This window comes from Paenibacillus sp. Soil724D2, from assembly GCF_001427935.1.
Lineage (GTDB): Bacteria > Bacillota > Bacilli > Paenibacillales > NBRC-103111 > Paenibacillus_E.
In genome coordinates, this window is record NZ_LMRY01000034.1 from 200,908 (window position 1) to 227,060 (window position 26,153).

Here is a 26,153-nt window from a genome sequence, read left to right on the forward strand (position 1 = left end):
ATAATATCGAATCTCAATCAAGTAGCAAGAGTCTATTTTACAAAAAAAGGAGATGATCTTCATGATAGTAGCTACAACAGAAAACATCGCAGGCTATGAAGTCACGGAAGTGTTGGGCAGTACATTTGGGGTCGTTGTGCGAGCCAGAGGAATTGGCGGCGATATTCTTGCTTCGTTAAAAGGGCTTGTCGGCGGGGAAGTCACGCAGTACACCCAGATGGTAGAAGACGGGCGGAAGCAAGCTATGGACCGATTAGTCAAAAACGCCGCAGCTATGGGCGCTGATGCTATCGTAATGATGCGTTTCGATAGCGGCGACATTGGACAAAACATGAGTGAAATTGTCGCTTATGGCACCGCCGTCCGGACACGAAGGCTATGAGTGGACTCGGTCCGATTTTACTTATCTATGGAACATGGGTTATCGGATTTATCATTCTCCTTCTTCTGGGTTATCTCATTTATGACAAACGCTATAAAAACAACGGTTCAGCTACGCCTAACAAGCCTTCAAACGGCTTTGTCTCAACCTCAGAGGTGTTTATTGATCCAAAAGATGGATTCACTTACCGCGTATTTTACAATCCTAGATCAGGGGACCGGGAATACATTCGCGAATCCTAACCATTCAAACAAAAAAAGCCGTACACAAGAAAGAGTCTGCACTCTCTCTCTTATGTGCGGCTTTATTTACGGCCACAACCTATTCCCAGATAACTTCCCAATTTTCGTTCACGCTAGCTTCAATGGTACCACGCTCCATGATGTATCCTGCCAATAGTTCAGCTACGTCCGTCGGGATATCCTTGATGATCGGTTTATTCTGGAACATCGCATAATTGCCACCACCTGCAGCTCGGTAGTTATTCATAACAACATCGAACGAGGCTTCGAGATCCAGCGGTTTTCCTTCATATTCCAGTTGTACAACACGCATGCCGATTGGACGGGATATGTTCAAAGTATAGGTAATCCCTTCCCACATATCATAGTTATAATGTGACGGCTTCGGCTCTCTAAACTTGCTGCTCACCCGAACTTCACCCGATAACGTTAATTCAAAGTATTCTGCTGACTGCTCTAACGCATCCTTGATGTCTTGTCCGGAAATCCGAATCACTTTCAGTGTATTCGGGTAAATGTAGTTAGACACGATATCCCTCATTGTAATATCGGATGGAAATCCTGGCGATACGTTATCAAACAACGCTGTATTTGAAATGGCTGCTCCCGATAGCTCCATCTGAACACGATTGATAAACTCGATTAGCGCATTGTCCTTCAAGCGAATTTGCATGGGATCATTGACGAGCATATCTCCGGACAGCTTACCAATTGGTTGGTCGAGCCACTCCTGAGTCTTCGTTTCATATGGGCTAACAAGCTCTATCAATTTCTGATCCGCTTCAATATTAGCCACCGAAAGAAGCTCCGATTTCTTGGCATCGATGCGCCATTTGCCATCTATCTTCGAGAGCTCTAATTCCACTTTGCCAAGCGACACACCGGCAGTTCCTGGTTGAACAATAACGACACCGTTGATTTCTGCTCCTGCGATGCTTCGATGTTGATGCCCTGTAAGCAGAACATCTATACCTTCTACTTCCATACATAGTTGATAGCCCTGATTTTCTCCCGTTAATGGCTCTGTTGGCTCACCCGTCGTTAGATGTCTTTCAAAACCGCCATGGTAAGAGACAACAACGGCATCCACTTGCTCATTCTCCTTGAGGAACTTCACCCATTTCTTAGCTGACTCTAAAGCATCTTCGAACCGCAGACCCTCGATATGATCGGGGTTCTCCCAATTCGGAATATAGGGTGTTGTCAATCCTAGTATTCCTATACGAACGCCGTCAGGTAACTCTTTAATCAAATAGGGCTTTCCTAGGAACGGTTTTCCGCTCTCCGCATCCACAATGTTTGCACATAACCAAGGAAACTTGGATTCCTGAACTGCTTTTCGCAGTACACGAAGTCCATAGTTAAATTCATGATTACCAATAACGGCCGCATCATAACCCACATAGTTCAGACCTAGGACCATTGGATCTATCGGATCGTTATTCAATCTAGCATGATGATACGCAAGCGGCGTACCTTGAATCAGATCCCCATTATCGATCACAATTACATGAGCTTCTTTCTTCCGTTCTGCAGCAATAAGCGCAGCCACTTTGGATAGACCTACATCGTTTGGTTGATTGTTTGCATAGTGAATAGGCAGCATATTTCCATGCAGGTCACTAGTTTCTAATATGGTTACTCTACTTTTCTGCAGCTTACTAGGTTGAGTCAAATTACCCACTCCAAGCGTATTATTTTGTAACTCTTTACATGTCGATTGTCAGATTAACAAATACTTCACACTATCTTCCATATATTATATGATAATGTTATAGTACATCATAGATAAAAGTAAACAATTAAACGGAGGTCAAAAAAAGATGATGAAAAAATTTACAGTCATTAGCTTGTCCATGATTGTTGCTGCAGGTGTTCTTGCAGGCTGTGCAAAAAAAGAGGAAACAGCCCCTGCTGCATCCGCATCTACCAAAGCTTCTGCAACACCGGCCGCAGCTGCAGGCTTCGTACCTAAAGAGCTTAAAGTACAGTTCGTTCCTTCCCAAAATGCAGAGACGCTTGAAGCAAAAGCAAAGCCACTTGAAAAACTATTAGGAGACAAACTGGGCATCCCCGTTAAGGTTTCCGTTTCAACAGATTATAACGTTGTTATCGAAGCTATGGCATCCAAACAAGTTGATGTTGGCTTCTTGCCTCCAAGCAACTACGTTGTTGCCCATGACAATCGTAAAGCAGCAGACCTGCTTGTACAAGCTACACGTCTAGGCGTTGACGATGCAACAGGCCAACCAACGAAGGATCTTGTTGATTTCTATAAATCAGAAATTCTCGTTAAAGCAGATTCCCCAATCAAAACAGTTGCTGATCTGAAAGGCAAGAAAATGGGCTGGCAAGGTGTTACATCCGCAGCTGGTTACGTTTACCCAGGATTTGTTCTGAAAAAAGCTGGCGTAGATCCAGTAAAAGATGTAACAGGCGTTCAATTCCAAGGCCATGATAAAGCGGTTATCGCTCTTCTTAACGGACAAGTTGACGCTGTAGGCGTATTCCAAGACATTCGTGCAAACATGACGAAAGATTACCCAGATGTTTTCAAACAAACTCGTGTTCTTAGCTTCTCTGACAAAATTCCTAATGATACTATCGCTGTTCGTTCTGATATGGATGCAGCATGGAAAAAGAAAATTACGGATGCGTTTATCGCTATCGGTAACGACCCAGATGGTCAAAAAGTCATTTTCGATGTTTACTCACACAAAGGCTATGTAGCTTCTGATGATGCCAAATTCGACATCGTTCGCAGCGTAAACAAAGAAATGGGCTTGAAATAAGCTTAGCTCCCTGTAAATTGAAAATACCTCAACATGATCTTTTCAAATCATGTTGAGGTATTTTTTTTGCATTCTACTCCGAACCTCCCTTGCATACTATGAATGTGGCACGTCCGCGTAAATGTTTTTTTACTTTTGCATGACAAACGTTTACCTGGACCTGTCATATATCATAGTGAGGTGAAAATTGGATGTTCGAAATGCTTATTAGCTGCAAAAAAGAAGTCTCTATCCGGTGCGGTAAAGACGAGATAAGGGGGGTTATTACAAATTACTATCCTACTTTTCGACTTTTGAAATTGAATAACGTCCTGATTCCTATAGAGCTGATCGAACAAATTGAGGTGTTGGAACCGGTCTTGGATTCATTCACCCCATCAAAGACCAACCGTGAAAATAGGTCACTTCGCTTGGTAGCCCAAGGAAGGCACTACAGCTAATGATTAAATAGAGATATCCCCCTCAGGAAGTTGTAGTTTGTATTTGTACTCCTTTTAGGCCAGCCAATCGTTGGTATGGGATATTAGAGTCATTTAGCTTTTCGTGAGAGCAATGGGCTATAGTGGTTACCAATGTTGTATTTTCTACAACATCTCGCACGTCTAAAGGCTTTTTAGCAAGTTGAAGTTGCAGTTTGCACAACATTTTTAGCCCATTTGTTGCGAAATGACCTATATAGGAGCAAATTGTTGTACATTTTGCAACAACGAAGGGAAAAAGGCGTGATTTAAGCAGAATTGTTGCACGTTATACAACTTCCCAGCTCATAAGCGGGTTAAAATCAATTTGCCAGTAAATAATCTTCCTCCAAACCGGTTTTTCACAATCCACGAAATCCGATAGACAGTTATCCATAAACAAACAACGGTTCTGCCCTTGAGGATCCATCCTTATAAATTCCATCCTTTATGAACAAAAAAGCCCCCAAAACCACTGTGATAGCTGGATTTGGAGGCTTATTTTCAACTAAATTTCACTTATAAGTCTTTCCCATGTCCTCATACAATGCGTTTGCGAAGTGTCCCTGAGATGTAGTCAATGACGGAGACGGTGACAATAATACCAATGAGGATGATACCTACTCGCGGCCACTGCCTCGCGTTGAGCGCGAAGATGAGTGGCGTACCGATACCACCTGCACCGATAACACCTAGCAAGGTCGCTGAACGGACATTAATCTCAAAACGATATAAGGTATACGAAATGAAATCGGGAATGACCTGCGGCACCACGGCAAACGCCATCCGCTGCCACATGTTTGCACCCACAGCTGTCATGGCTTCCGTAGGTCCCATATCCATATTCTCAATGGCTTCTGCATACAGTTTGCCGAGCATCCCTACAGAATGAAGTCCTAAAGCCATAACCCCAGCAAAGGCATTAGGGCCTACAGCTTTAATAAAGATCAAAGCCATAATAATCTCCGGTATTGTTCGTACGATACTTAAGAACAATTTCCCTGTGCCTGAAACTGCTCGGAATCGACTCATATTCGCTGCTGCCCAGAAAGCAAACGGGATACAGACAATTGCTGAAACAAAGTTTCCTAAGTAGGAAATCGATAAGGTTTCAAGCAAGGATCGAAGTAAATCCTCTCCTTCTGGGATATACACATAGGCCCAGTCAGGATGTACTAAACCGGTTAACATAGACTTCGTGAGAATCCACGTCGTTGGTTGGAAACCTGTCAACTCAAGGCCAGTTAGTGCCCATATGAATAAGGCAACAACGGCAACCCAACCGATTATCTTATACGTAATTGAACGCGAAGCTGACATCGGTTTTGCGCTGCCTTTTAGCAAATAGGAACGGAATCGTGTACTGACCAAATCAATTATAACAACAACTAATAAGGTATAAATAACAATGGCGCACGACTGATCGTAACGGAACAGATCCAGCGTGTTTTTGAGCAGCAAGCCAATACCTCCGGCTCCAACCAATCCGAGAATGGCTGAGGCACGAATACTAACTTCGAATGTGTACAATAAATGAGCTAAGTACGTAGGAGCAACCTGAGGAATGACGCCGAATCGAATGAGTTTGAGTTTGTTAGCGCCTACAGCCGTCATGGCTTCAAGCGGTCCGGGGTCAATAGCTTCCGTTGATTCGTAAGAAAGCTTAGATATAATACCAAACGTGAAGAAGATTAGTGCAAGTGTACCGGCCGTAGGGCCAAAGCCTACTAGAACGGCAAACAGTGCTGCGTAGAGCAGATCTGGAATTGTTCGGAATAGATTCATGATGAGTCTAGCTGGATAGAACAACCATGGCGCCGTAGTAACATTACGAGCTGCAAGCAATGCCATCGGGAATGCAAACAGGGCTCCAATTGCTGTACCAATAATGGACATCTGCAGCGTTTGTGCCATTGGCTTCCATATATCAGCGAAAAACAGCCAATCCGGCGGAAACATCTCGGCTATAAATTTAAGAATCTCCGGAGTACCGGTAACGAGCTTCGTCAGCGTCGCATCTGTCTGATAAATACTCCCAATCAGGAAAAGCACCATGATCAGGGCAATGAGATAGATCTTCGTACGAGGAGGCCTCTTGACTGTCGTTACACTCATTCCTCCAGCACCCCCAAGAGCTCGTCTTTCTTGATCGCACGGCCATAAATCTCGGAGAATACATCATCCGTTGCTTCCGACACGGGTCCGTCGTATACGACTTTACCTGCGCGAAGCCCGATAATTCGAGTTGCATATTCACGTGCAAGGTCAATAAAGTGAAGGTTAACGACAGTCGTTATACCAAGCTCTGTATTGATTCGCTTCAAGTCGTCCATAACTTGTCTAGTCGTTAATGGATCAAGGGAGGCTACCGGTTCATCCGCTAAAATGATTTTCGCTTCTTGCGCCAGCGCTCTCGCGATAGAAACACGCTGCTGTTGACCGCCGGACAATTCATCGGCGCGTGAATATGCTTTTTCCCTAATATTGACTCTCTCCAGCGCTTTCAAGGAAAGCTCGATATCGTGTTTGGGGAACAAACCGAGAACTGTACGTAGGGTGGAATGGTAGCCTACTCGTCCGGATAACACATTTCGAATCACGGTAGAACGCTTGACCAGGTTAAAGGTTTGGAAGATCATCCCGATATCTCTGCGCATGCGGCGTAATTCGGCACCGTTCGCCTTTGTTATGGATTTGCCATCGATTAATATTTCTCCATCGGTCGTCTCATGCAGACGGTTAATCGCACGCAGCAAGGTAGATTTACCTGCTCCTGATAGACCTACAATAACAACGAATTCTCCGGGGTGAATGGTTAAGTTAATGTCATTCAAACCAACAGTTCCATTAGGATATACTTTGGAAATATGCTTAAACTCAATCATATAAGTCCTACTTTCTTTTACAGAGTATCTGAAGTTCAGACAGACTACTTTCAACGTATTTCGGCAAAATCCTTTTTTCTAAGATAACCTTTAGAAAATATTCATATTCCCTTGTTCACCACAACAAAAAAGTGGTCTCATAGGCTAACTGAGACCACTTTTATCACGATGATTTATACTTTGGCACGCCAGCGTTCTTCTATCTTCATCCCTTTCCAAACCGCAATGGAAATCGCCCACGCCACCACGAACAGAGCAACTAAGATATACCCTAAAGTCCCGAAATCAATATCCTGCAGCCACGTCCAGAAGATCCCTTCCAAGCTGAATTCTTCGGAGAGAACTTGACCTAGCTCGATCACGCCAATAATTAAAGCAGCAATGACGGCCAATGCGGTCACTGTTAAATTGTAATAAAGCTTACGTACCGGTGTATGAAATGCCCATTTGTATGCTTTGGTCATGAACATCCCGTCGGCTGTATCGAAGAGGCTCATCCCTGCCGCGAACAGCAGCGGAAGTGAAATGACGCCAATGAAAGGGATAGCCTCCTTCGCCGCATGGGCTGAGATCGCTAGCAGCGCGATTTCGCTCGCCGTATCAAAACCTAATCCAAAGAGAAAACCTAACGGGTATACATGCCAGCTTTTGCCTATGAAAGAGAAAAGTGGTTTGATCATTCGAGCAATGAATCCACGGGACTCTAGAAGCTCCTCGAACTCTTTATCATCATTCGTGCCGCCGCGAAATTTCAAGAACATTTTATATAGATTGATAAGAATGAGTAAATTTAAAATGCCAATAATGACAAGAAACAGACCGGAAACCGAAGCGCCGATAACACCGCCAAAACGCTGCATCCAAGGAAGCTCACGTTCTGCCCATTGTACGGAGAATGCAGTCACAATAGCCATGATGAAGACGACGGAAGAGTGCCCCAATGAGAAGTAGAAACCAACGCCTAATGGGTTCTTCTTCTGCTGAACGAGCTTGCGTACGGTATTGTCGATCGCCGCAATATGGTCAACGTCGAAAGCATGCCGCATCCCTAATGTGTAGGCAAGGAGCCCAATCCCCCAAAAGGCAGGCGTCATTTTCGCTACACTATATAATCCGATAAGCCCAAATATATGTAGGATGACAATCACACCAACGTATCCAGCCCAGCTTCTTCTCTGCTGTAGAATTGATTTCCACATCTTTGACACCCTGCCTTTCAATTCGTGTTACGATTTAATAATAATGTAGCACACGTGTGCATGACTTGAGAAGTACCCACCTCATTTTTTTGTAAAGAAATCTAACACATATCTGATATAATAGGAACCGTTCCAAAGATGGACGACGGAAAGGAATGGATCTGCCCTATGTCTCTTCGTATTTTCAAGCTTTTTACGATTCTAGTGCCTGTTTTCATCATCGGCGGCTTTGAGTATATTCGTCATGAATTTTTACTTAATTATTTAACCATGGAAGCTGGTAATTTCACGATTACCATCATTACACTGCTGCTTTCCTATCTCTTCGCTTCGTGGATGTTCCAAAGTATTGAGCGCAGCAATGAGAAAGTGACAATCGGTGAAGCCCGCAGAGCCGTGTATGAAGAACGCGAGCGTTTGGCCAGAGAGCTGCATGATGACTTGGCTCAAACCCTTTTCTTCCTCAATGTGAAGTTGAAGCAAGGAGATTTAGAAGAAGCCAAAGCAGCGGTTTCAGAAATCGATAACTCGCTGCGACAAGCCATTTTTAATCTAAGAACACCGCCGGAGGAAGGAGCTAACTTCCAGCAGCGCATCCATAAATTTCTGGAGAATTGGCTATTGGTGACGGGTATTGAGCTTCATGAGAAGTTAACTGTGGAAGAGAACAGCTTCTCTTCTGGAGAAGAAGTTCAGCTCTTCGGCATTATACAAGAAGCGTTCACCAATATACGCAAGCATTCCATGGCAACGCAAACTTCAATTGTTTTGGAAGCTCAACCTGAGGCATGGCGACTACAGATTACTGATAACGGAGATGGGTTGCATCCCGGTGCATCAAAGGGGAAGACCTATGGCATTGAATTGATGCAGAAGCGTGCTGCTGAGTTAGGTGCATCTTTTGAGTTTAAGATGAAAGAACCTGACGAGATGGCAACAGGAACTACACTTTTGGTACAAGCAGATAGGAGGAAGATCTAATGCTGAGCAATCAGCCGTTCCGAGTTCTCATCGTAGACGATCATCCGCTGGCAAGGAAAGCGATTCGCAGCATGCTGGAGCCTGTCTCCGACTTCTATATTGTGGGAGAAGCGAATAGTGGCGAAGAAGCTATCCTGCTTTGCGGAGAAGTCGCGCCAGATGTTGTTTTGATGGATATACATATGTCCCCTATGGATGGACTTGAAGCAACGCGGCGCATTAAGCAAGCATACGGGGCTATACGTATCGTCATGCTCACCGTTTCCGACGATGTAGCCGACCTCTTTACTGCGCTGCAATTCGGAGCACAAGGCTATTTGTTAAAAAACATGGACCCTGACGAATGGCTCACTTACCTACGCGCGCTGCTCGACGATAATTCTGAAGCGGCCAGGGGGATGGCGGATAAGCTTTTCCAAAGGTTCCGCGCACCCATGGGTACGCATACGGAAGGCCCGACACCGAGCATGTTGACCTCTCGTGAACAGGAAATCACCGCCTATGTTGCCTTAGGGGATAACAACCGGCAGATCGCTGAAAAGCTGCTGATTTCCGAACATACGGTTAAAAATCACATGAAAAATATATTGGTAAAGCTTGGACTCGAGAATCGTGTCCAGCTCACCGCATTCGCCATTAAGCACGGATTGACACGAAAAGGACAAAACTAGTCGAAAAAATAGCCCAGTCGAGTCATACTCTTATGCTTGTCGATCAGGTAATATGGACAACATGATAAGAGTTAACTTGAAGGGGGAACACGTTATATGTTTAAAAAACTCATGTTAAATGCAAGTATTATGTTAATTGGCTCTATGCTTCTCGCGGGTATCGCCAGCGCCCACGTTACTGTATATCCGAAAGAATCCACACAAGGCAGCTACGAGAAATTTACGGTACGTGTGCCTTCAGAGAAAGACATTCCTACTGTGAAAGTAGAAGTGAAATTCCCTATGGATGCTGTAGCGGTTTCTCGCTTCGAGCCCAAAGCAGGTTGGACCTACGAGCTAGCCAAAGATACCGCTGGTAAAATTACAGGTGTTACTTGGAAAGCAACCGGAGATGGACTTGCTAGTACGGAATTCGGTGAATTCAATATGCAAGGCAAGGTAGCGGACGCTGCTACCGAGATCGTCTGGAAAGCCTATCAAACCTATAAAGATGGCAGCGTAGTTGAATGGGTCGGCGCTAATGGATCTGACAAGCCTGCTTCTGTAACGACGGTTAAAGCCAAAGCTGCAGGCGGTGCAACGACAGATAGCCACGGACAGGTAATGGCTGGCAGTGCTGCAGCGAGTGGCACATCATCCAACACTTCCCTCTACCTCTCCATTGCTGCGGTCGTACTTGGAGCTTTATCCCTGATCGTGTCGCTCACAAAAAAGCGTAAATAATAAAAAGGCCTTGAGCTCTCTGTGAACACAACAGATAACTCAGGGCCTTTATTTATATCCTTAAACTTGTTTTCTTTGGTAGATTCGGAAGTAATACTCGTAAGGATTTTTCTCGTTCCTTTCGCCTTGTTCACTGGATACCAACGTCCATTCGGACAAGTCTAGTTCGGTCATAAACGTATCCGCTTCAAACTCATGCTCGATGTGCGTAATGTACATGCGGTCCACGACAGAAGTAAACAGTCGGAAGATTTCCGCTCCGCCGATGACGAACAGTTCCTGATCACGGAAGCCGTCCACCGCTTCTTGCACGGAGTGTATGACTTCACAGCCCTCTGCATGGAACTGTGGATTTTGAGTAAGAATGATGTTGCGTCTGCCTGGTAACGGCTTGCCAATGGACTCATACGTCTTCCGCCCCATAAGAATAGGATGACCCATCGTCACGGTTTTGAAAAACTTCAGATCCCCTGGTAAATGCCAAGGAAGTGTGTTATTCACACCGATGGCTCGGTTGCGATCCATTGCAAAAATAAATGAAATACTCATGCAGGAGCCCCTCCCTTCGTCACATGTTATTTATACTGCTACAGGTGCTTTAATCGTTGGATGCGGATTGTAATCCAGCATTTCAATGTCACTAACGTCGAAATCAAATACAGAAGCGACCTCCTTGTTCAGCTTGAGCGTTGGCAGTTCTCGCGGCTCGCGGCTGAGCAGGGTTTGAATTTGATCCACATGATTCGTGTAAATATGGGCATCTCCGATCGTATGGACGAACTCACCGACGCCTAACCCGCATTCATGGGCAATAAGATGCGTCAACAATGCGTAGCCAGCGATATTGAAAGGGACGCCGAGGAACGTATCTGCGCTGCGTTGATATAATTGGCAGGACAGCTTGCCCTCTGCCACATAAAACTGGAACATGGTGTGACAAGGCGGAAGCGCCATGCTGGGTACGTCCTCCGGATTCCATGCAGATACGATGAGACGGCGGGAATCAGGGTTCGTTTTGATCATATGAATAACCTCTTTCAGCTGATCAATCGTACCTCCCTGCGTTGTCGTCCAATCCCTCCATTGTTTGCCGTAGACATCCCCCAGCTCACCGTATTGCTTAGCAAACTCATCATCCTCGAGCACCTTTTTCACAAACTCATCCATTTGCTCATCGTATTGAAGCTTGAAGGTCTCGTCTTGCTGTGAGCGTAACCCGAAATTACTCATATCCGGTCCCGAATAATCCGCGCTCTCCACCCATTTCTTAAAAGCCCATTCATTCCATATGTGGTTATTATGTTGTAACAGATAACGAATATTCGTGTCGCCTTTAATAAACCACAACATTTCACTAGCGATTAAGCGAAAAGGTACCCTTTTTGTCGTCACCAAAGGAAATCCTTCTGCTAGATCGAAGCGCATCTGTCTGCCAAATACTGAAATTGTCCCTGTCCCCGTTCTATCTTCCTTTTTCGTACCATTAGTAAGAATATCTTGTAATAGTTCTTGATAGGCTTTCAAGCTTATGAACCTCCATCTCTATGTTACACATGTATTTATCTATTTTAACCGTATGTAAGTACACGTACAATCCTAAGTTTGAAACTGCTCAGCCGAGAGTGAACTTTGTAATCTTGTCCATTCTGTGGTATCTACAATCAGGATCAATTTGAGACTTTAGTGTTGAAAAACCGGCCCTCTCCACGAAATTCCATTAGCGACGAGGATGCATTTTGCGTGCGTATATGGTACATTTCTAATGAAAAATACAAGAGGTTCGCAAACTCCCTCTCTAAAAAACTATGAAATGAGGAACCACCCATGTCAGCAGGTAGAAGCAATGAAGATTTGAAAGAGATTACCTTATTAGGCAATCAAGGAACCAAATATGTGTTCAACTATGATCCCACTTTATTAGAAGCATTCGATAACAAGCACCAGAACAGAGATTACTTTGTTAAGTTTAATTTCCCTGAATTCACGAGCTTGTGTCCCGTAACTGGACAGCCCGATTTTGCTACACTCTACATCTCCTATATTCCGAATATTAAAATGGTGGAGAGCAAATCGCTTAAGCTGTACCTGTTCAGCTTCCGGAATCATGGTGATTTCCACGAGGACTGCGTCAATATTATTATGAATGATTTGATCGAGCTGATGGCGCCTCGTTATATCGAGGTTTGGGGCAAATTCACCCCGCGCGGCGGCATTTCTATCGATCCTTACTGCAATTGGGGTCAACCCGGCACGAAGTTCGAAGCGATGGCTGAACATCGATTGATGAACCATGACCTCTATCCGGAAAAAATTGATAATCGCTAATTGGCAGATTATAAATATGAAGCTTAGTCAGTCCCTTAGGTATTAAGGGTTGGCTAGGCTTTTTTTGCTAAGCTATTTAAGCTGATAGAAAAGTCCGTTTGAATCGGACCATTCGGCAAAAAGAACCCGTTCGTGATGGCTGATTCCACTCAGCTGCAGAAGCTGCTTCAGCCATTCCTGATCACGGCCGAGACGCTGTAGTGCTGCTTCATTGATACTTCCATTCTCAATAATACTCTCCGGCAGGCAGACCCTTTTCTTAGGCGAATCTGCCTCACCATCATTCTGGTTTCCCGGATCCTTTTGACGTAGAACGCTAATGCTGCCATTCGTCTCAAACAACGCATAAGCAACTTCCCTCATAGAGAACACATCATTTTCCCGCAGGAGCATACTTAGTTGAGCAAAGTCCATATTGTTACGCTTCATCGCCTTGAAGTCGATAACCCCATCACGGATCAGTAAATCTGGTGTTCCCGATGCATATCGTGAAATCCAAGGGACAACCCATATAAATTTCTCGAGGCCAAGTGCAAGCAGTGTCCAGATCACAAGCGCGAAAACGAGATGGCTGAGATGAACATTGTCATCATAAATCGTATTTCCAACTAACTCACTGAGCATTAAGGAGGAGACAAAATCAAAAGCCGTAAGCTGAGAAATCTCTTTCTTTCCCAGAAGTCGTGTCATGATCAGCAATCCAACCAAAGCAACAGCTAACTTTACGGCTATGCTTACATACATGGTAATTTCCAACATATCACTCCCAGAACTGTCACTTAAAATGGTATGACCCTTACAAAGGCAAAGTGATTGTGACAGTCGTACCGACACCTTCTTCACTTTCGTAGTTCATTTCCCCATTCATCGTTTCTATAATCCGAATGCTAACCGCGGTCCCTAACCCCGTTCCAACATCTTTCGTTGAATAGAACAAATTACCGATACGAGAGAGCTGATCCTTCGTCATTCCCTTACCATTATCAATAACCTTGATTTCGGCTCGGCCAACCAATTTTTTCAAGCTTACTTGTACCTCTCCGCCCGCAGGCGTCGCTTCAATGGCATTTTTAATCACATTCACCAAGGCCTGCTGCAATTGTCCACGATCCGAAAAGATATAAATATTGTCCTCAAGATTGACAGTAATCTCAACACCATTCTTCATCGCCATTGGCGTTAGAAGCACAATAATGTTGTTTAATACGTCAGAAAATGAAAAAGATTCTAATTTGGTTAGTTTCGGCTTGGAAAAATTTAAGTAATCATTAATAATCGATTCTGCTCTAGCAAGCTCTTCCATGGCAATATTCAGGTATTGTTGATTCTTCCCTTGCTCGTTCGGGCGCATAAGCTGCAGAAACCCTTGAACAACAGTTAAAGGGTTACGAACCTCATGTGCGATGGATGCAGCTAACTCGCCAAGCGTTTTCATTTTTTCAGCTTTTTGAATTTGAACTTTCATTTTAAATCGCTCTTCATGTATTTCTTGCAGCATGGATGATAACCAGGTTCCTAGAACTAGGAGTATGCCAAAAGAGATCATAGCAGGAATAGTAGCAAGATCAAACGATTCAAAACCTTTGTAAAGAGAAACATAGCTCAATAAAATGAGCAGCATAACCAGTAATGGACTTAACGAAACCAATATAGCTACCTTTATTCGTGAGCTTCCTGTTAATTCTTTGATTTTGAAAGAAGCTATAAAAGGGATAATGAAACTCAGTGTTATACTGATGTACCCAAATATAAGCGCATCTCCACCAAGATACGTACGCATCAGCAATATCATCATATAATTAACAATACCTGCTAAAGGTCCCCAATAGATGCTTGAAATGACAAGGGGAACATAACGTAAGTCCCAGTACAAATCAAGTTCATAATAAGAAAATAATAAGCAAAGTGAAGAGGCTGTGCCATAAAGTAAGCCCATCACAATCGGTGACTGATCATTGCGCCATCGATCTCCAAAGACACTTTGTAATAATACAGGAGCAAGGACGATAAGGATGTTCAAAAATAATTTTTCTATTAACATAGCTTACACTGCGCTCCCTTCTTTCCACACTTCAAATGTTTCTGCAAGGGTAAGCGTTATCCTTTTTCTAACAGGGAAATATGTTAAAAAAGGCTGCAACTGAAGCAGCATCTTACACTGCCATTCAGTCATAGCCTTAACTTTTTAACAAATACACGTCTTTTTCTTCGTTCCTACTCGGCCCATCGATTCCACTTTATGAATATATTCCGTCGCGAGCGGTACTTTACAAGCCGTTTGACCGACGTCGACATGAACCTTGCCAATCTCACTAGCTACTTCCGTCGCAGCTTCAAATAGTGGAAAACAATACGCACCCACCGTAATAACGAAGGTGTTCATTGTATATCTAACGCGATTTCTTTCCGCATGAATCGTTGTTCTCACTTGCTCCAACAGCTGGGCAATTTCCTGAAGATCAAGCTTTTCATCTGGTGTGATGCTAATATAATTGGCATAAGTGCTCCATCCGCATGTGGCTATTCGTTCATCAGGTGACTGCAGCCACTCCCGTGCCAATTCAAGCGCGCTGCTGCTTTCTGCCGCAACGCCCGCTACCGTATATTCACTGAGCATATACCAATAGGCTTGCTTCGCCCAATTCTGTAGTTCTTGCTTCGTCATTGTTTTTGGATCAATGGAGAGTCCGGCCAAATACATCGCATCCGTATTGCCTGAATCATACAGAGCGAGGGCTAGCTCACGGTCTTTTTTGATCAATTTGACCAGCTTCTTCAGATCGCCTACTTTTACTCCGAAAAAAGGCTCCTGCGCGCCATGCCGAAGAAACGTTTTCTTCGTTTGCTCGCTTCCGAGCTCCTCTAGGTTATTCATTACCTCTTCAAATGTCATAGATTCACCACTCAACATTCATTTTTCCGTATTGTATCATAGGGCAGGTCTTCATGCGAAATTCTTTGGCCTTTGCAAACGTAAAAGAGTCGAGAGGAAAACCTCGCCGACTCTTTTACGTTTGTTATTTGTCCTTGTCTTTATCCTTTTCGCTGCCTCTCATCACAATGAGCCTGTATGTTTTAGTGGAGTTATCCTCAGCTGTCACCTGAATCTCAATCGCGTTCTCACCTTTTTTCAAGTGAATAACGTCAGATGCTGCTCCATTTACAATTAATGCTCCGTTTATCGTTACCATTGCCCGGCTATCTGCAACAGTTGGCGTGATGGAGATCTTACTGGTTCCATTTGACACCAAAGCCGTGTATGCTGTTACATTCGCTTCGAATCCCGGACTTAATGTTCCCGCACTAATCGTCAAGCTGCTTAGATTCGCATTGTTTGATAACAGCCGAGTTACTGTCAGCTGATATGTCTTTGTAGAATGATCTTCGGCCGTAACAACAATGTCGATCCTATTCTCGCCTACATTTAGCTGAATGTCACTGGAAGCCTCTCCGCTAACGACGAATGCCCCGTTCACCGATATCTTTGCTTGACTGTCTGCTGCCGTTGGATGGATGCTAATGTGAGCTATCTCATTAGGCACACTGGACGTATATTCGGTTACAGCTTCATCAAATGTAGGACTTAATGTACCTGCATTGATATTCAATGCGCTTAAGGAGTTGTCCGTCGAAGGCCATATTTCCGTAGCTGTTACACCAGCTGCCTTTTCATAATTGGTCCCGATATTGTTCAAGAAATTCTTACTGACCGTAATATTTAAGCCTGCCTGCAGCTGAATCCCATTCGTATTTCCTGTTAGCGTATTCCCTGTAATTTGTACGTTTTGAGGATCTCCCTGTCCCACACTATTGGCATTTTGGTCACCATTGTCGTGTTCGAGCAGAATTCCCCAGTAATTGTCCGCTGTATTATTACGAATAAGATTATTGATAATCCGAGTACCTGGTCCGTTTAAAATATTGATCCCAACGCCGTTATTGACTGTTGTCGTGTTTTCTATCGTGTTGTGCTCGATCAACGTATCCGGAGTACCCATCGAAACGACTATGCCTTCGCGTGAGTTTTGAATGACATTGTCATGAATGTAGTTATTTGGACCCGTTTTACTGTGGTTGCTTGGCGCCGTACCGCCTGTGTTTCCAAGCCCTATGCCACCGCCGGTAAATATGTTTTCAATCGTATTACCGTGAACTTCGTTCAAATATTCCAGCTCACCATGAAGATCTATAGCATCCAATTTGGTATTGGTATAGTGATTATTTCTCAGAACGTTATTGTGCGCTACATTTTGGATGAGGGAACCATGACGCAAATACGGCCCTTCAAACGTAGAATTTTCCACCACATTCCAATACGTATCATTATCAAAACCGAGCCTATCAACCTTAGGGATTCCTTGGATCGATGTTCCATAGCCTGCTCCGCCGCCACCGAGATCGGTTGCATTGCGGAATGTACTGCCGCGAACTACGACATCATGGCTGTTCTCAATCCGAATCGCCATTCGTCTAAATCGTTCAACAGTAACCTGATCGATGGTCACGTTATAGGACGGATTCTCGCCATAGTTCGCTATGGCAATCATGCTGTCGGGTCCCCCGGCCTCTGGATTATTCGTTGTATGCTCTAAGGAAAATGTACGATTCCAAGTTGAAGTCACTGTCAGGTTCGATACGACTATATCGTGTTGATTGGATGATTTCAAGACTGAACTATTCTTGACATCGTCAATACTTGATTTCAGAAGAGTGCCTGTTTGGCTTTCTCCTCTTACGTTCACGCCAGATTTGAGTTTTATGTTAATAAACCCGTCAGGCGATGTTTTCAAGTTATACACACCATTCGGTAAAAAGACTTCATCGCCGAAAGCGGCAGCATTGATCGCATTTTGAATAGCTACACGGTCATCTTGTTCATTATCCGCTGGGTCAGCGCCATAATCTACCACATTAATCGTATTTCCCGTTACAGCATTAGGTACATGCATGGGGTGATCGGAACCATCGGGTTTCGTCAAGCCAGCCTTCGTGAAAGGAACTGTCCCTGGGGGAGCCGTTGGTGTAATATTCGGAACAATAGCAACCGGTGTATCTCCGGATAAAAAAGGTGCATAAATCATCACTTCCGTTAAGCTGGTAAAAGTACTGCCATCCGAGTTACCGTGTCCTACTACTCTTAGGAAGCGAGCATTGGTATCTGGGAAATCAAATGCCTGCATATTAACCGTACTCGCGCTGCTGCTGCCACTAAATACACTCGTCCATGTTGTAGCGTCGTTTGAGGTTTGAATATCGATAAGGGTAGCACGTTGATCTCCTTTATAAAAAGCTATGCCCACGTACCCGATACTCTTCGTTTGCCCTAAGTCAAACATGACATATTGACCATCGCCAGAAGCTGACCAACGGCTGTATAAATTGTTATCCAGTGTATTGCTCTCTACATTTCCATCGCTGCTGCTAGCATTAACTTCTACAACCTGCAAGGGAGTAACAGGTGAAGTTAACGTTGTCGCGCTATAAGTCAAAGGGGTTGAGGAATAGTTCCCAGCCGCGTCTCCGGCGATGATTTTATAGGTATAACTCGTATTTGGTGTTAATCCTTCGACGTTATAATATGTACTGCCATAAACGGTAGAAAGAACGGAGTCATTTTGATAGACCAAGTAATTGGTTACTAAAGTATCATCTGAAGCTGCTGGCCAGGTTAATTGGACAAAGTTCGTTCCCAGATTGCTTGACTTTAAGACAGCGTTGGATGGCCAAGTAGGCGGTGTATTATCGCCTTGAACCACTCGTTTCACCACCAACTGCGGCTTAGGATTGGATGCCGTCGTTTCTTTGGAATACACATTAACCGATCTGCCTAAGCCTAGTGAATCACCGACAACAAAGGACACTGCGCCATCTGATAAATGCTGTCTTACATAATCAGTCACGTCTACCGTATATAGAGCCGGCTTAGATATGGTATTTGGCTGAGTGACCGTAATCTGCCCGAGTTGAGCTAATTGAGCCAAATCCGTTTGGGGCGCTGTATTCCAAGTAATTGCTGCTTCCTGCCATGTAATATCGTTTTGAGCGAACACCTGTAAGGCGGTGTCCACGTCATTTGCACCGCTCCCCCGTTTTGCGGATATCTGCAAATAATACTTGTATGCGCTGTCCGAAACCGCAGCCACGTTAAATTTATAGTAGGCCTGTCTTTTGACTGTGTTGCTGGACAAAATGTTGTATATACCAGTTGTTGAGCTCGTTTTGGTATCAAAGTTGGTATTGGCAATTGCTGCATTCGTAGTGTCCATAGCGATAGCCGCATCTGCTGTAGGCAGCAGGGCAGCTACATCCACCTCAACATCAGTCGCCTTTCCTGGCGAAGGGATGAGGAGTAATGAGAATACCATTGAAATCATTAACATCATGGCTAGCTTTCTTTGAATGAGATGAATTTTCATGTCAACAAGCTCCTTATTCTGTTTAATAGTTTGGACACATATGTAAGCGTATACAAATCACTTTTGACCCTCATCATACTCTCTTTCAATCTAATTTTATTGTCATTTATTTAGGTCTTAGAGGGGTATTATTGGGATTTGGCTGACATGGCGGTAAGCCTCGTGCAGCCTCGAACAAATAAGCACGAAAAACGCGCTTTCAGAGAGTATTCCGCGAGCCGAAGCTCATAGATAGTACATCAAGCTAACTACTCTAGTTAATATCTCAAGTTTATATAATCCTCTGCGTGTTACCTAATTGGACAATTATGGAACAGCGGGCTGAGTTATCGAGCAACTCAAACGACAGATTTACCTAGGCGGCAAAAAGCAAAAACCGATCCACGAGGATCGGCATTCGGAATCTTTATTAACTAACCTTCTTTTTAAACTAATAGATAGGTTTCGGTTGGTACACAGGCGGTTGAGGCTGAGGGCATTGCGGGAAAGGGAGAATATCTCGTATTTGATTGAAGGCATAATGTTTGGTAGCAAATTGGGTGTGGTATAAATATTCAATTATATAAATAGACCCACCTTGAATGCTGCACAGAATACCAGAAGCACCGGTGCCGTCCATTAGGGATACACCTACTGGGCTTCCGATCCAAGCATAGGCTTTATGCTGTAATGACATAGGCCATCACCTCCTGAATTACCTTATGCGGCGAGGCGCCCAAGGGTTCAGTTTACTTCACGCTTCTGCACTCGCACACGGCCCGAGAAGAATGTAGCGCCGCCGCCCATATCGGCTACTCGGTCTGGCGTAAGCGCGTTAACCAACGCTTTGTTCCCCGGCAAATCCGCCCAAAGTCCTTGGCTCACAACCACGCCCGGGAGCACATCCGTGCCAGCCGCTACGATTAATTCGCACTCTCCGCGATCATTCCAAACACGGGCAACATCACCACTGACCAAGCCTAATGCGGACGCATCCGCCTCATTCATATGAAGCTTAGGCGTTTTCTCCATTCGAATATGCTTCTCATTATGCGCAAAAGTCGAATTCAGGAAGTTATGATTCGGTGCTGGAACGAACAAGAATGGCAGGTCACCCTCATCCACTAGTGGCTTATATGTCGGAAGTGGCGGAAAGCCTTTACTCTCCATCTCATGAGAATACAGTTCGATCTTCCCGCTCGGTGTCTTTAATTCCCCAGGGAATAACGGCTTAACATCTGCCTTGATAAACTGTTTTTCGAGTAATGTTTCATACGATATGTTATTCAGAGCTGGGTTCCCGGGATGATCCAAAGCCTGGCGAATCAAAGCTTCATCGGTATCCCTCAAAGCTTCATCCTCATAGCCCATCTCCGCCGCCAACAAACGAAACACATCCACATTCGCTTTGCTTTCCCCATGAGGAGCCATGACGGGAAGCTGAAGGTGCACATATTGATGCCAATAGGAGCGGTAAAAGTCCGTGTTTTCAAATGAGGACGTTGCTGGAAGCACAATATCCGCGAACTTCGCTGTTTCGGTCAGAAACAGGTCATGAACAACGGTAAACAGGTCCTCCCGTTGAAGTCCCTCTCTCACCTTATTCGCATGAGGAGCAACTAACGCCGGATTGGAATTGTACACATAAAGCGATCGAATAGGCGGATCAAGCTCCAGCAAGGCGTTCCCGAGTAAATTCATATTGATTTGCCGAGCTTCCTTCTTCCGCAAGTCAGGTCGCTGTAAAGCTGGAATATTGTGCTCCAAGTAACTGCCATTACCTTTAATCGCGCCGCCGCCTTTATGCAGCCACTGTCCCGTTAACGCCGGCAAGCAGGCTATGGTCCGCACACACATACCGCCGTTATCATGGTGCTGAATGCCGTTTCCAATCCGAATGAAAGATGGTGAAGTCTGACCGTATAAGCGAGCTAATCGATAGAGGTCATTGACAGGTACGCCCGTTATTGTAGATACCACAGAAGGTTCATATTGACGCACATGTTCCCTTAGCTCCTCATGCCCAGCGGTATATTGCTGCATAAACGCTTCATCTACTAAATTCTCAGCGAACAAGATATGCATGATTCCAAGAGCAAGCGCAGCGTCTGTTCCTGGCAAAATCGGAATAAACCAGTCCGCCCAGCGGCCTGTTTGGTTCTTATGAGCGTCAATCACGATGATTTGCGCGCCATTCTTACGGGCTTTTTCAGCCAACATAACCTGATGCATATTCGTGCTGACCGCATTAATGCCCCACATGATGATCAGCTTGGCATGAACCGTATCCTCAGGATCCGTCCCGAAGCTGCCTCCCATCGTATACTTGTAGCCTTCTGTGCCTGCTGATTCGCAGATGGAATAAAGCAGTCGGCTTGCTCCCATCCGATTGAAAAAGCGGCGATCCATCCCTTCCGTCCCAATCCGTCCCATGTTGCCATAGAAGCTATAAGGCAGAATAGACTCGGCTCCCTCATCTGCGATTAGCTGCTTCCAGCGACTAGTAATGGTTTCGATTGCTTCTTCCCAGGTAATTCTTTCAAACTGGCTGCCTTCACCCTTAGGCCCCACGCGCTTCATGGGATACTGCAGCCTTTTATCATCATATATACGAGCCGTCATGTTGCGTACTTTATTGCAAATAGCCCCTTGTGTTACCGGGTGATTCGGGTCTCCCTCTATTTTAACGATCTTTCCAGCTTCTTTATGAAGCAGCAGGCCGCATTGATCTGGACAATCCAGTGAGCATACGGCTGGGAAAATACCATTTTGTTCATCACGCATCGTTGTAAGCATTTGGCACTCCTTTCAACACTTCAATTCTTTTTTACTATATACCGAAATGAAGCGAAGCGAAAGCCTCTTTACATTTAGTACAACTGCTCCACGGCCCAATCCCCTTCCAGTGGTTCGCAGCTCAGTTGGGGCAGCTTTAATGCCTTAATGGCTAGTTGCAAATATTCACCTTTGAAGCAGACTTCTTTGGATAATGGCAGTGATAGCTGCTGTAGAGCGTTCATATCCTTCGAATAAAAAGCAGCGTCCCATCGTACTTTAGCGATTATGCATGCTGTAATTTCTGGAGGTATTCCTTTGGCCCTGGAAATAAGCTCGGCAGCTGCATAAGGATTAGTGCGGATAAAGGCATGGACCCGTACATGTGCTTTTAAGTAGGCAACTGCGTCACCTTCATGATGTCGCGCCCAATTCTCATCAGCAACAATTCCCGTTAAATAATTCTCCCCCATTCCCTCTGGAAAAAGCACCTGACCTACGCCGTGGTATTGAGCCAAGCTAATATACGGCTCCCACATGACACTTCCGGCAAGCTTCCGCTTCACGATGCCCGCCATACATTCATCCATTTCTTTATGTTCAAAATGATTCTCATCACCTCCAAGCGATTGAAGCAGCTTCGATAAACGATAACCCGCACTCGATTGCGCTGCCGATGAAAGCGGCCACTGGCAGATCTCCGAAATATCGTTGATCTCCAGCCCTTTGCGCATAACAAGTGAAATCCCTTGCCCACCGGAGGTTTTGCCGTCAAAGGCTAGTAGAATAGGACGAAATGCAGGCAGCGTCTGACTGAGTGATTGACTAAGTACAATCGGATAGTCTCCCATGGAAGCAATCTGAACGCTGCCCCCAATCAATCCCTGCAGCAGCAACGTTCCGTTAGCTGCATCCAACCATTTTACATGCACAGGACGGCTAGGATTCGCTAAGATGAGCTCTTCCTCCAACCAGCCAAGCTCTTTCATGATGAGCGCTGTCCACATATGGGCCGTTCCGCTTTGATAACCAACTGTAATCGTGGGCTGATCCTTAGAAGCAACGGTTGTTGGTGCGCCCGAGGCAAGTGACGGATTCTGTATGCGAAAAGAGTGATGACGAACCCACTGCTCTAGCTCATTCTTATCAATTAAGATTTCTTTCCCTATTTTCACAAAAGGAAGCTGCTTTAATTTACGCCATCTGTCAAAGGTGGATCTGCTTACACCAAGCAAATCGATCGCATCATGCAAAGAAATGAGGTTGAATCGCTGGTTGGTCATGGTCATCGCGCCTCCTGCCGGGGTTAAGATGGTCATTCATCGTCATTCATGTTCATGTGTTTCCATTTCATTGACAGTTGGGTGGGCTGAGATTATATTTCATTATAGAAATATATTCATAGTAAGTCTATAGGAATTATACAATTTAAAACCGAGCCATTGGAGATAGCTTGGTCAGAAAGTCAACGAAAGCAAATTATCATTAGGGGGATATGAACATGACTCATTTCGCTAAAAAAGGTTGCATGACAGGCATCGTATTACTTCTTGCTTCCTCATTACTATTGACAGCCTGCGGCAAAAAAGAGGCGACTGCATCAGCGAGCGGCGGCGCACCTGAAGTAACTGAGCTTCGCTATCAAGGAGGTGTTGGCTCCGTTACTTTTCCAGAGTTAGCTGAGGACTTGGGATACCTTGCCCCTTTGAAACTGAAATTTATCGGTAACACGATTAGTGGTCCTCAAGATATTCAAGCCGTCGTTACGGGGGATACCGACTTTGGCGGAGCTTTTAATGGTGCCATCGTGAAATTGATATCTGCCAAAGCTCCTATTAAGCCAGTGATTGCTTATTATGGTGTCGATGAGAACACGTGGACGGGATATTACGTTTTAGATGGCAGTCCTATCAAGTCTGCAAAGGATTTGATTGGCAAAAAAATCGCGGTGAATACACTAGGTGCTCACCATGAATTCGTCATTAAGGAATATCTGCACAGAGCCGGCTTAACGACGGAGGAAATAAAGCAGGTAACGCTTGTTGTCGTACCGCCGGTCACAACGGAACAGACGCTGCGCGCGGAACAGATTGATGCAGCTGCACTAGGCGGTGTACTGCGTGACAAAGCGCTGGAGCGCGGCGGCATTCATCCTTTGTTTAAGGATATCGATCTGTTTGGCACCTTTAGTGCCGGCAGTTATGTCCTGACTGATAAATTCATCAAGGCGAATCCGAATGCCTCTCGAAAATTTGTTGAAGCAACCGCCAAAGCGATTGAGTGGGCTCGCACAACACCGCGGGATGAAGTCGTTGCTCGTTATGAGAAAATCATTAACGCACGAGGCAGAAAAGAAGATACTTCTACTGTGAAGTTTTGGAAAAGCACCGGTGTTGCCGGTAAAGGCGGTTTGATCTCCGACAAGGAATTCGATACTTGGATCCATTGGCTTGTGAACGAAGGCGTCATCAAAGAAGGGCAATTGAAGGTCAAAGATTTGTACACGAATGAATTCAATCCTTTTGTTAACGAGAAAAAGTAACTGCTTATAAAGCCAGTCCCACTGGCGAAACCATTAAGGAGGTGCTGTAAATGACAGCTAAAATAAGCATTCAGCATGTGCAGAAATCGTTTCGAATCCAAAGAAACCTGGGGCATTTGAAAGAGGATTCACAGCCTATTTCCGCCCTAAAGGATATCAATCTGGAGGTGAAGAAGGGCGAATTCATGGTTATCGTCGGCCCAAGCGGCTGCGGCAAATCAACCTTGCTAGACTTACTTGCGGGCTTAACAAAGCCAAACAGCGGGCAGATTTTGTTAGATGGCAAGGCCATTACAGGACCGAATCTGGATCGCGGTATTGTGTTTCAGCAGTATGCGCTTTTCCCTTGGAAGACGACGCTGGCGAATGTAGAGTTTGGCCTCGAAGCCAAAGGGGTGGGTCGCAAAGAACGCCGCAAAATTGCCCTAGAGTTTATTCATCTGGTTGGGCTTGCCGGCTTCGAAAACCGTTATCCCCATGAGATTTCAGGAGGCATGAAGCAGCGGGTTGCGATCGCCAGAAGCTTGGCCTACGATCCCGAAGTGCTGCTGATGGATGAACCCTTCGCTGCGCTGGATGCGCAAACACGTGAAACCCTGCAAAGCGAACTGCTGCGTATTTGGGAGGCTACGAAAAAAACGATTATTTTCATCACGCATGGCATTGAAGAAGCGGTTTACTTAGGCCAGCGTGTCGCTGTAATGACCTCTCGTCCAGGGAGAATCAAGAAAGTCATTGATATCCCTTTTGAATCACGAAGAAGTGAAGAAGATTTACGATCTCATCCTGACTTCGTCAAGCTGCGCCATGAGGTGTGGGATTTGCTTAAAGACGAAGTAACGAGAGCCCAGGAGCAAGAGATAGCCAAGAGCTTGGATGGCTTTGAGCACAATAAATCTGAATTAATAGGGGGCATTATGAATGGCTAGTGTGAATGCGGGGAAAGCCCTAGTTCTTCGTGAAAAAGAAAGCTTTGATGTCGTCAGTTGGTCCTTAGCAAAGCTAAGAAAACTGTTCAAAAATGCGATTGTCATCGTGGCCTTGCTTTTCGTATGGGAAGTGGCACCTCGCGCAGGGCTCGTTGATCGAACGTTCTTCCCTCCAATCTCCGAAATTGCGGCTGCTTGGTGGCAGTTGCTGCTGTCGGGAGATCTTATCGAGCATACGATAGCCAGTTTATCGCGTTCTTTGGGCGGATTTACACTAGCAATCGTCATCAGCATCCCTCTTGGTCTGGCCATCGGTTGGTGGAAGCCCGTATCGGAATATCTCAACCCACTGCTCGAGTTATTGCGAAATACGGCCGCACTTGCCATACTTCCGGTTTTCATCCTATTACTCGGACTTGGTGAAACTTCTAAGATTGCTATCGTGCTGTATGCCTGCACGTTCCCGCTTCTACTGAACACCATAAGCGGCGTCAAAAATGTCGATCCACTTTTGATCAAATCAGCTCGTTCCATGGGTTTATCGCCAGTCAGCTTGTTTCGCAAAGTGATTATTCCCGCTGCGACTCCGACTATCTTTGTAGGTATTCGGCAGGCTGGAGCCGGCTCTATTCTAGTGCTCGTTGCCGCTGAGATGGTTGGTGCGAAGTCGGGTCTCGGTTACTTAATTCAATACACACAGTTCAGCTTTCAAATCACGAATATGTACGCTGGCATTATCTCTATTTCGGTTATTGGTTTAATCATTAATTATCTGCTCGTTACGCTGGAGAAGAGATTAACGGGCTGGAAGCAAACCTATAGTGAATAAAAAAATAAAAGGTGCGTGAGTGATC

General features: G+C 45.0%; 23 protein-coding genes and 1 riboswitch. Of the genes, 10 read left to right on the forward strand and 13 right to left on the reverse strand.

The features are described from left to right. Positions 1-61: 61 nt before the first annotated feature. Positions 62-382 (forward strand): heavy metal-binding domain-containing protein, encoded by a 321-nt coding sequence (locus tag ASG85_RS25115; protein ID WP_029194039.1) that lies wholly within the window; start codon positions 62-64, stop codon positions 380-382. Further along, complete coding sequence (locus tag ASG85_RS25120) at positions 379-624, forward strand: hypothetical protein (protein WP_060648067.1); 246 nt, start codon at positions 379-381, stop codon at positions 622-624. Before ASG85_RS25115 ends, ASG85_RS25120 begins: the two co-directional genes overlap by 4 nt. 79 nt (positions 625-703) lie before the next feature. Here the strand turns inward: ASG85_RS25120 and ASG85_RS25125 are convergent, their stop codons facing one another. Continuing rightward, positions 704-2,299, reverse strand: a complete 1,596-nt coding sequence (locus ASG85_RS25125; RefSeq protein ID WP_268796135.1) for a bifunctional metallophosphatase/5'-nucleotidase — start codon at positions 2,297-2,299, stop codon at positions 704-706. A gap of 148 nt (positions 2,300-2,447) precedes the next feature. Between ASG85_RS25125 and ASG85_RS25130 the strand changes: the two genes are divergently transcribed. Then, the gene (locus ASG85_RS25130) at positions 2,448-3,416 is read left to right on the forward strand and encodes a phosphate/phosphite/phosphonate ABC transporter substrate-binding protein (protein ID WP_057304750.1); all 969 of its coding nucleotides are present in this window, start codon (positions 2,448-2,450) and stop codon (positions 3,414-3,416) included. A 998-nt stretch (positions 3,417-4,414) separates the two neighbouring features. On the opposite strand, the gene phnE is transcribed toward ASG85_RS25130, so the two are convergent. The 3 genes from phnE to ASG85_RS25150 form a co-directional block, all read right to left on the reverse strand. Continuing rightward, a complete protein-coding gene (gene phnE, locus ASG85_RS39990; RefSeq protein WP_082562297.1) occupies positions 4,415-5,989 on the reverse strand; it encodes a phosphonate ABC transporter, permease protein PhnE in 1,575 nt (524 codons plus the stop codon). Continuing rightward, on the reverse strand, positions 5,986-6,759 hold the full coding sequence (gene phnC / locus ASG85_RS25145; protein ID WP_057304748.1) for a phosphonate ABC transporter ATP-binding protein: 774 nt from the start codon (positions 6,757-6,759) through the stop codon (positions 5,986-5,988). Before phnC ends, phnE begins: the two co-directional genes overlap by 4 nt. A gap of 173 nt (positions 6,760-6,932) precedes the next feature. Further along, entirely contained in the window at positions 6,933-7,958 is a 1,026-nt protein-coding gene (locus ASG85_RS25150) for a HoxN/HupN/NixA family nickel/cobalt transporter (protein ID WP_060648069.1), read from the reverse strand. Positions 7,959-8,096: 138 nt separating this feature from the next. Between ASG85_RS25150 and ASG85_RS25155 the strand changes: the two genes are divergently transcribed. From ASG85_RS25155 to ASG85_RS25165, 3 genes are all read left to right on the forward strand, one after another. Then, positions 8,097-8,939, forward strand: coding sequence for a sensor histidine kinase (locus tag ASG85_RS25155; RefSeq protein WP_321166605.1), 843 nt, complete (start codon positions 8,097-8,099; stop codon positions 8,937-8,939). Further along, positions 8,939-9,610 (forward strand): response regulator, encoded by a 672-nt coding sequence (locus ASG85_RS25160; RefSeq protein ID WP_057304745.1) that lies wholly within the window; start codon positions 8,939-8,941, stop codon positions 9,608-9,610. Before ASG85_RS25155 ends, ASG85_RS25160 begins: the two co-directional genes overlap by 1 nt. A gap of 96 nt (positions 9,611-9,706) precedes the next feature. Continuing rightward, positions 9,707-10,333: a YcnI family protein gene (locus ASG85_RS25165; RefSeq protein ID WP_060648070.1), complete on the forward strand. Its 627-nt coding sequence runs from the start codon at positions 9,707-9,709 to the stop codon at positions 10,331-10,333. A gap of 60 nt (positions 10,334-10,393) precedes the next feature. Here the strand turns inward: ASG85_RS25165 and ASG85_RS25170 are convergent, their stop codons facing one another. Further along, positions 10,394-10,882: a dihydrofolate reductase gene (locus ASG85_RS25170; protein WP_060648071.1), complete on the reverse strand. Its 489-nt coding sequence runs from the start codon at positions 10,880-10,882 to the stop codon at positions 10,394-10,396. Between the two features lie 30 nt (positions 10,883-10,912). After that, a complete protein-coding gene (locus ASG85_RS25175) occupies positions 10,913-11,863 on the reverse strand; it encodes a thymidylate synthase (protein WP_060648072.1) in 951 nt (316 codons plus the stop codon). A gap of 239 nt (positions 11,864-12,102) precedes the next feature. After that, positions 12,103-12,146: riboswitch (PreQ1 riboswitch) on the forward strand. Between the two features lie 11 nt (positions 12,147-12,157). Between ASG85_RS25175 and queF the strand changes: the two genes are divergently transcribed. After that, a complete protein-coding gene (gene queF, locus ASG85_RS25180; protein WP_057304741.1) occupies positions 12,158-12,658 on the forward strand; it encodes a preQ(1) synthase in 501 nt (166 codons plus the stop codon). A 72-nt stretch (positions 12,659-12,730) separates the two neighbouring features. On the opposite strand, the gene ASG85_RS25185 is transcribed toward queF, so the two are convergent. From ASG85_RS25185 to ASG85_RS25215, 7 genes are all read right to left on the reverse strand, one after another. Then, the gene (locus tag ASG85_RS25185) at positions 12,731-13,417 is read right to left on the reverse strand and encodes a DUF421 domain-containing protein (protein WP_235550216.1); all 687 of its coding nucleotides are present in this window, start codon (positions 13,415-13,417) and stop codon (positions 12,731-12,733) included. A gap of 37 nt (positions 13,418-13,454) precedes the next feature. Beyond that, entirely contained in the window at positions 13,455-14,699 is a 1,245-nt protein-coding gene (locus tag ASG85_RS25190) for an ATP-binding protein (RefSeq protein ID WP_060648073.1), read from the reverse strand. Between the two features lie 144 nt (positions 14,700-14,843). Beyond that, positions 14,844-15,551 carry a DNA alkylation repair protein gene (locus tag ASG85_RS25195; protein ID WP_057304739.1) on the reverse strand — a complete coding sequence of 236 codons (708 nt, stop codon included), beginning with the start codon at positions 15,549-15,551 and terminating at the stop codon, positions 14,844-14,846. 124 nt (positions 15,552-15,675) lie between these two features. Beyond that, entirely contained in the window at positions 15,676-19,074 is a 3,399-nt protein-coding gene (locus tag ASG85_RS25200) for a cadherin-like beta sandwich domain-containing protein (protein WP_057304738.1), read from the reverse strand. Between the two features lie 430 nt (positions 19,075-19,504). After that, a complete protein-coding gene (locus ASG85_RS25205) occupies positions 19,505-19,750 on the reverse strand; it encodes a hypothetical protein (RefSeq protein ID WP_057304737.1) in 246 nt (81 codons plus the stop codon). A gap of 47 nt (positions 19,751-19,797) precedes the next feature. Beyond that, the gene (locus tag ASG85_RS25210; protein WP_057304736.1) at positions 19,798-21,849 is read right to left on the reverse strand and encodes a molybdopterin oxidoreductase family protein; all 2,052 of its coding nucleotides are present in this window, start codon (positions 21,847-21,849) and stop codon (positions 19,798-19,800) included. Between the two features lie 74 nt (positions 21,850-21,923). Then, on the reverse strand, positions 21,924-23,111 hold the full coding sequence (locus ASG85_RS25215; protein ID WP_057304735.1) for a helix-turn-helix domain-containing protein: 1,188 nt from the start codon (positions 23,109-23,111) through the stop codon (positions 21,924-21,926). 218 nt (positions 23,112-23,329) lie between these two features. On the opposite strand from ASG85_RS25215, the gene ASG85_RS25220 reads away from it, so the two are divergent. The 3 genes from ASG85_RS25220 to ASG85_RS25230 are packed head-to-tail and all read left to right on the forward strand — an operon-like array spanning position 23,330 to position 26,128. Continuing rightward, positions 23,330-24,370, forward strand: a complete 1,041-nt coding sequence (locus ASG85_RS25220; RefSeq protein ID WP_057304734.1) for an ABC transporter substrate-binding protein — start codon at positions 23,330-23,332, stop codon at positions 24,368-24,370. Positions 24,371-24,420: 50 nt separating this feature from the next. Beyond that, positions 24,421-25,299, forward strand: coding sequence for an ABC transporter ATP-binding protein (locus ASG85_RS25225; protein WP_057304733.1), 879 nt, complete (start codon positions 24,421-24,423; stop codon positions 25,297-25,299). Beyond that, on the forward strand, positions 25,292-26,128 hold the full coding sequence (locus ASG85_RS25230) for an ABC transporter permease (RefSeq protein WP_057304732.1): 837 nt from the start codon (positions 25,292-25,294) through the stop codon (positions 26,126-26,128). Before ASG85_RS25225 ends, ASG85_RS25230 begins: the two co-directional genes overlap by 8 nt. Positions 26,129-26,153 lie beyond the last annotated feature (25 nt).

What these genes read in the sequence shown, in the direction of transcription:
- ASG85_RS25205 (WP_057304737.1), bottom strand. Translation starts at nt 19,750, where the DNA reads ATGTCATTACAGCATAAAGCCTATGCTTGGATCGGAAGCCCAGTAGGT.
- phnC (WP_057304748.1), bottom strand. Translation starts at nt 6,759, where the DNA reads ATGATTGAGTTTAAGCATATTTCCAAAGTATATCCTAATGGAACTGTT.
- ASG85_RS25130 (WP_057304750.1), top strand. Translation starts at nt 2,448, where the DNA reads ATGATGAAAAAATTTACAGTCATTAGCTTGTCCATGATTGTTGCTGCA.
- ASG85_RS25210 (WP_057304736.1), bottom strand. Translation starts at nt 21,849, where the DNA reads ATGCTTACAACGATGCGTGATGAACAAAATGGTATTTTCCCAGCCGTA.
- ASG85_RS25120 (WP_060648067.1), top strand. Translation starts at nt 379, where the DNA reads ATGAGTGGACTCGGTCCGATTTTACTTATCTATGGAACATGGGTTATC.
- ASG85_RS25220 (WP_057304734.1), top strand. Translation starts at nt 23,330, where the DNA reads ATGACTCATTTCGCTAAAAAAGGTTGCATGACAGGCATCGTATTACTT.
- ASG85_RS25115 (WP_029194039.1), top strand. Translation starts at nt 62, where the DNA reads ATGATAGTAGCTACAACAGAAAACATCGCAGGCTATGAAGTCACGGAA.
- ASG85_RS25215 (WP_057304735.1), bottom strand. Translation starts at nt 23,111, where the DNA reads ATGACCAACCAGCGATTCAACCTCATTTCTTTGCATGATGCGATCGAT.
- ASG85_RS25185 (WP_235550216.1), bottom strand. Translation starts at nt 13,417, where the DNA reads ATGTTGGAAATTACCATGTATGTAAGCATAGCCGTAAAGTTAGCTGTT.
- ASG85_RS25170 (WP_060648071.1), bottom strand. Translation starts at nt 10,882, where the DNA reads ATGAGTATTTCATTTATTTTTGCAATGGATCGCAACCGAGCCATCGGT.
- phnE (WP_082562297.1), bottom strand. Translation starts at nt 5,989, where the DNA reads ATGAGTGTAACGACAGTCAAGAGGCCTCCTCGTACGAAGATCTATCTC.
- ASG85_RS25195 (WP_057304739.1), bottom strand. Translation starts at nt 15,551, where the DNA reads ATGACATTTGAAGAGGTAATGAATAACCTAGAGGAGCTCGGAAGCGAG.
- ASG85_RS25165 (WP_060648070.1), top strand. Translation starts at nt 9,707, where the DNA reads ATGTTTAAAAAACTCATGTTAAATGCAAGTATTATGTTAATTGGCTCT.
- ASG85_RS25225 (WP_057304733.1), top strand. Translation starts at nt 24,421, where the DNA reads ATGACAGCTAAAATAAGCATTCAGCATGTGCAGAAATCGTTTCGAATC.
- ASG85_RS25160 (WP_057304745.1), top strand. Translation starts at nt 8,939, where the DNA reads ATGCTGAGCAATCAGCCGTTCCGAGTTCTCATCGTAGACGATCATCCG.
- ASG85_RS25200 (WP_057304738.1), bottom strand. Translation starts at nt 19,074, where the DNA reads ATGAAAATTCATCTCATTCAAAGAAAGCTAGCCATGATGTTAATGATT.
- ASG85_RS25155 (WP_321166605.1), top strand. Translation starts at nt 8,097, where the DNA reads ATGGACGACGGAAAGGAATGGATCTGCCCTATGTCTCTTCGTATTTTC.
- ASG85_RS25150 (WP_060648069.1), bottom strand. Translation starts at nt 7,958, where the DNA reads ATGTGGAAATCAATTCTACAGCAGAGAAGAAGCTGGGCTGGATACGTT.
- ASG85_RS25190 (WP_060648073.1), bottom strand. Translation starts at nt 14,699, where the DNA reads ATGTTAATAGAAAAATTATTTTTGAACATCCTTATCGTCCTTGCTCCT.
- queF (WP_057304741.1), top strand. Translation starts at nt 12,158, where the DNA reads ATGTCAGCAGGTAGAAGCAATGAAGATTTGAAAGAGATTACCTTATTA.
- ASG85_RS25230 (WP_057304732.1), top strand. Translation starts at nt 25,292, where the DNA reads ATGGCTAGTGTGAATGCGGGGAAAGCCCTAGTTCTTCGTGAAAAAGAA.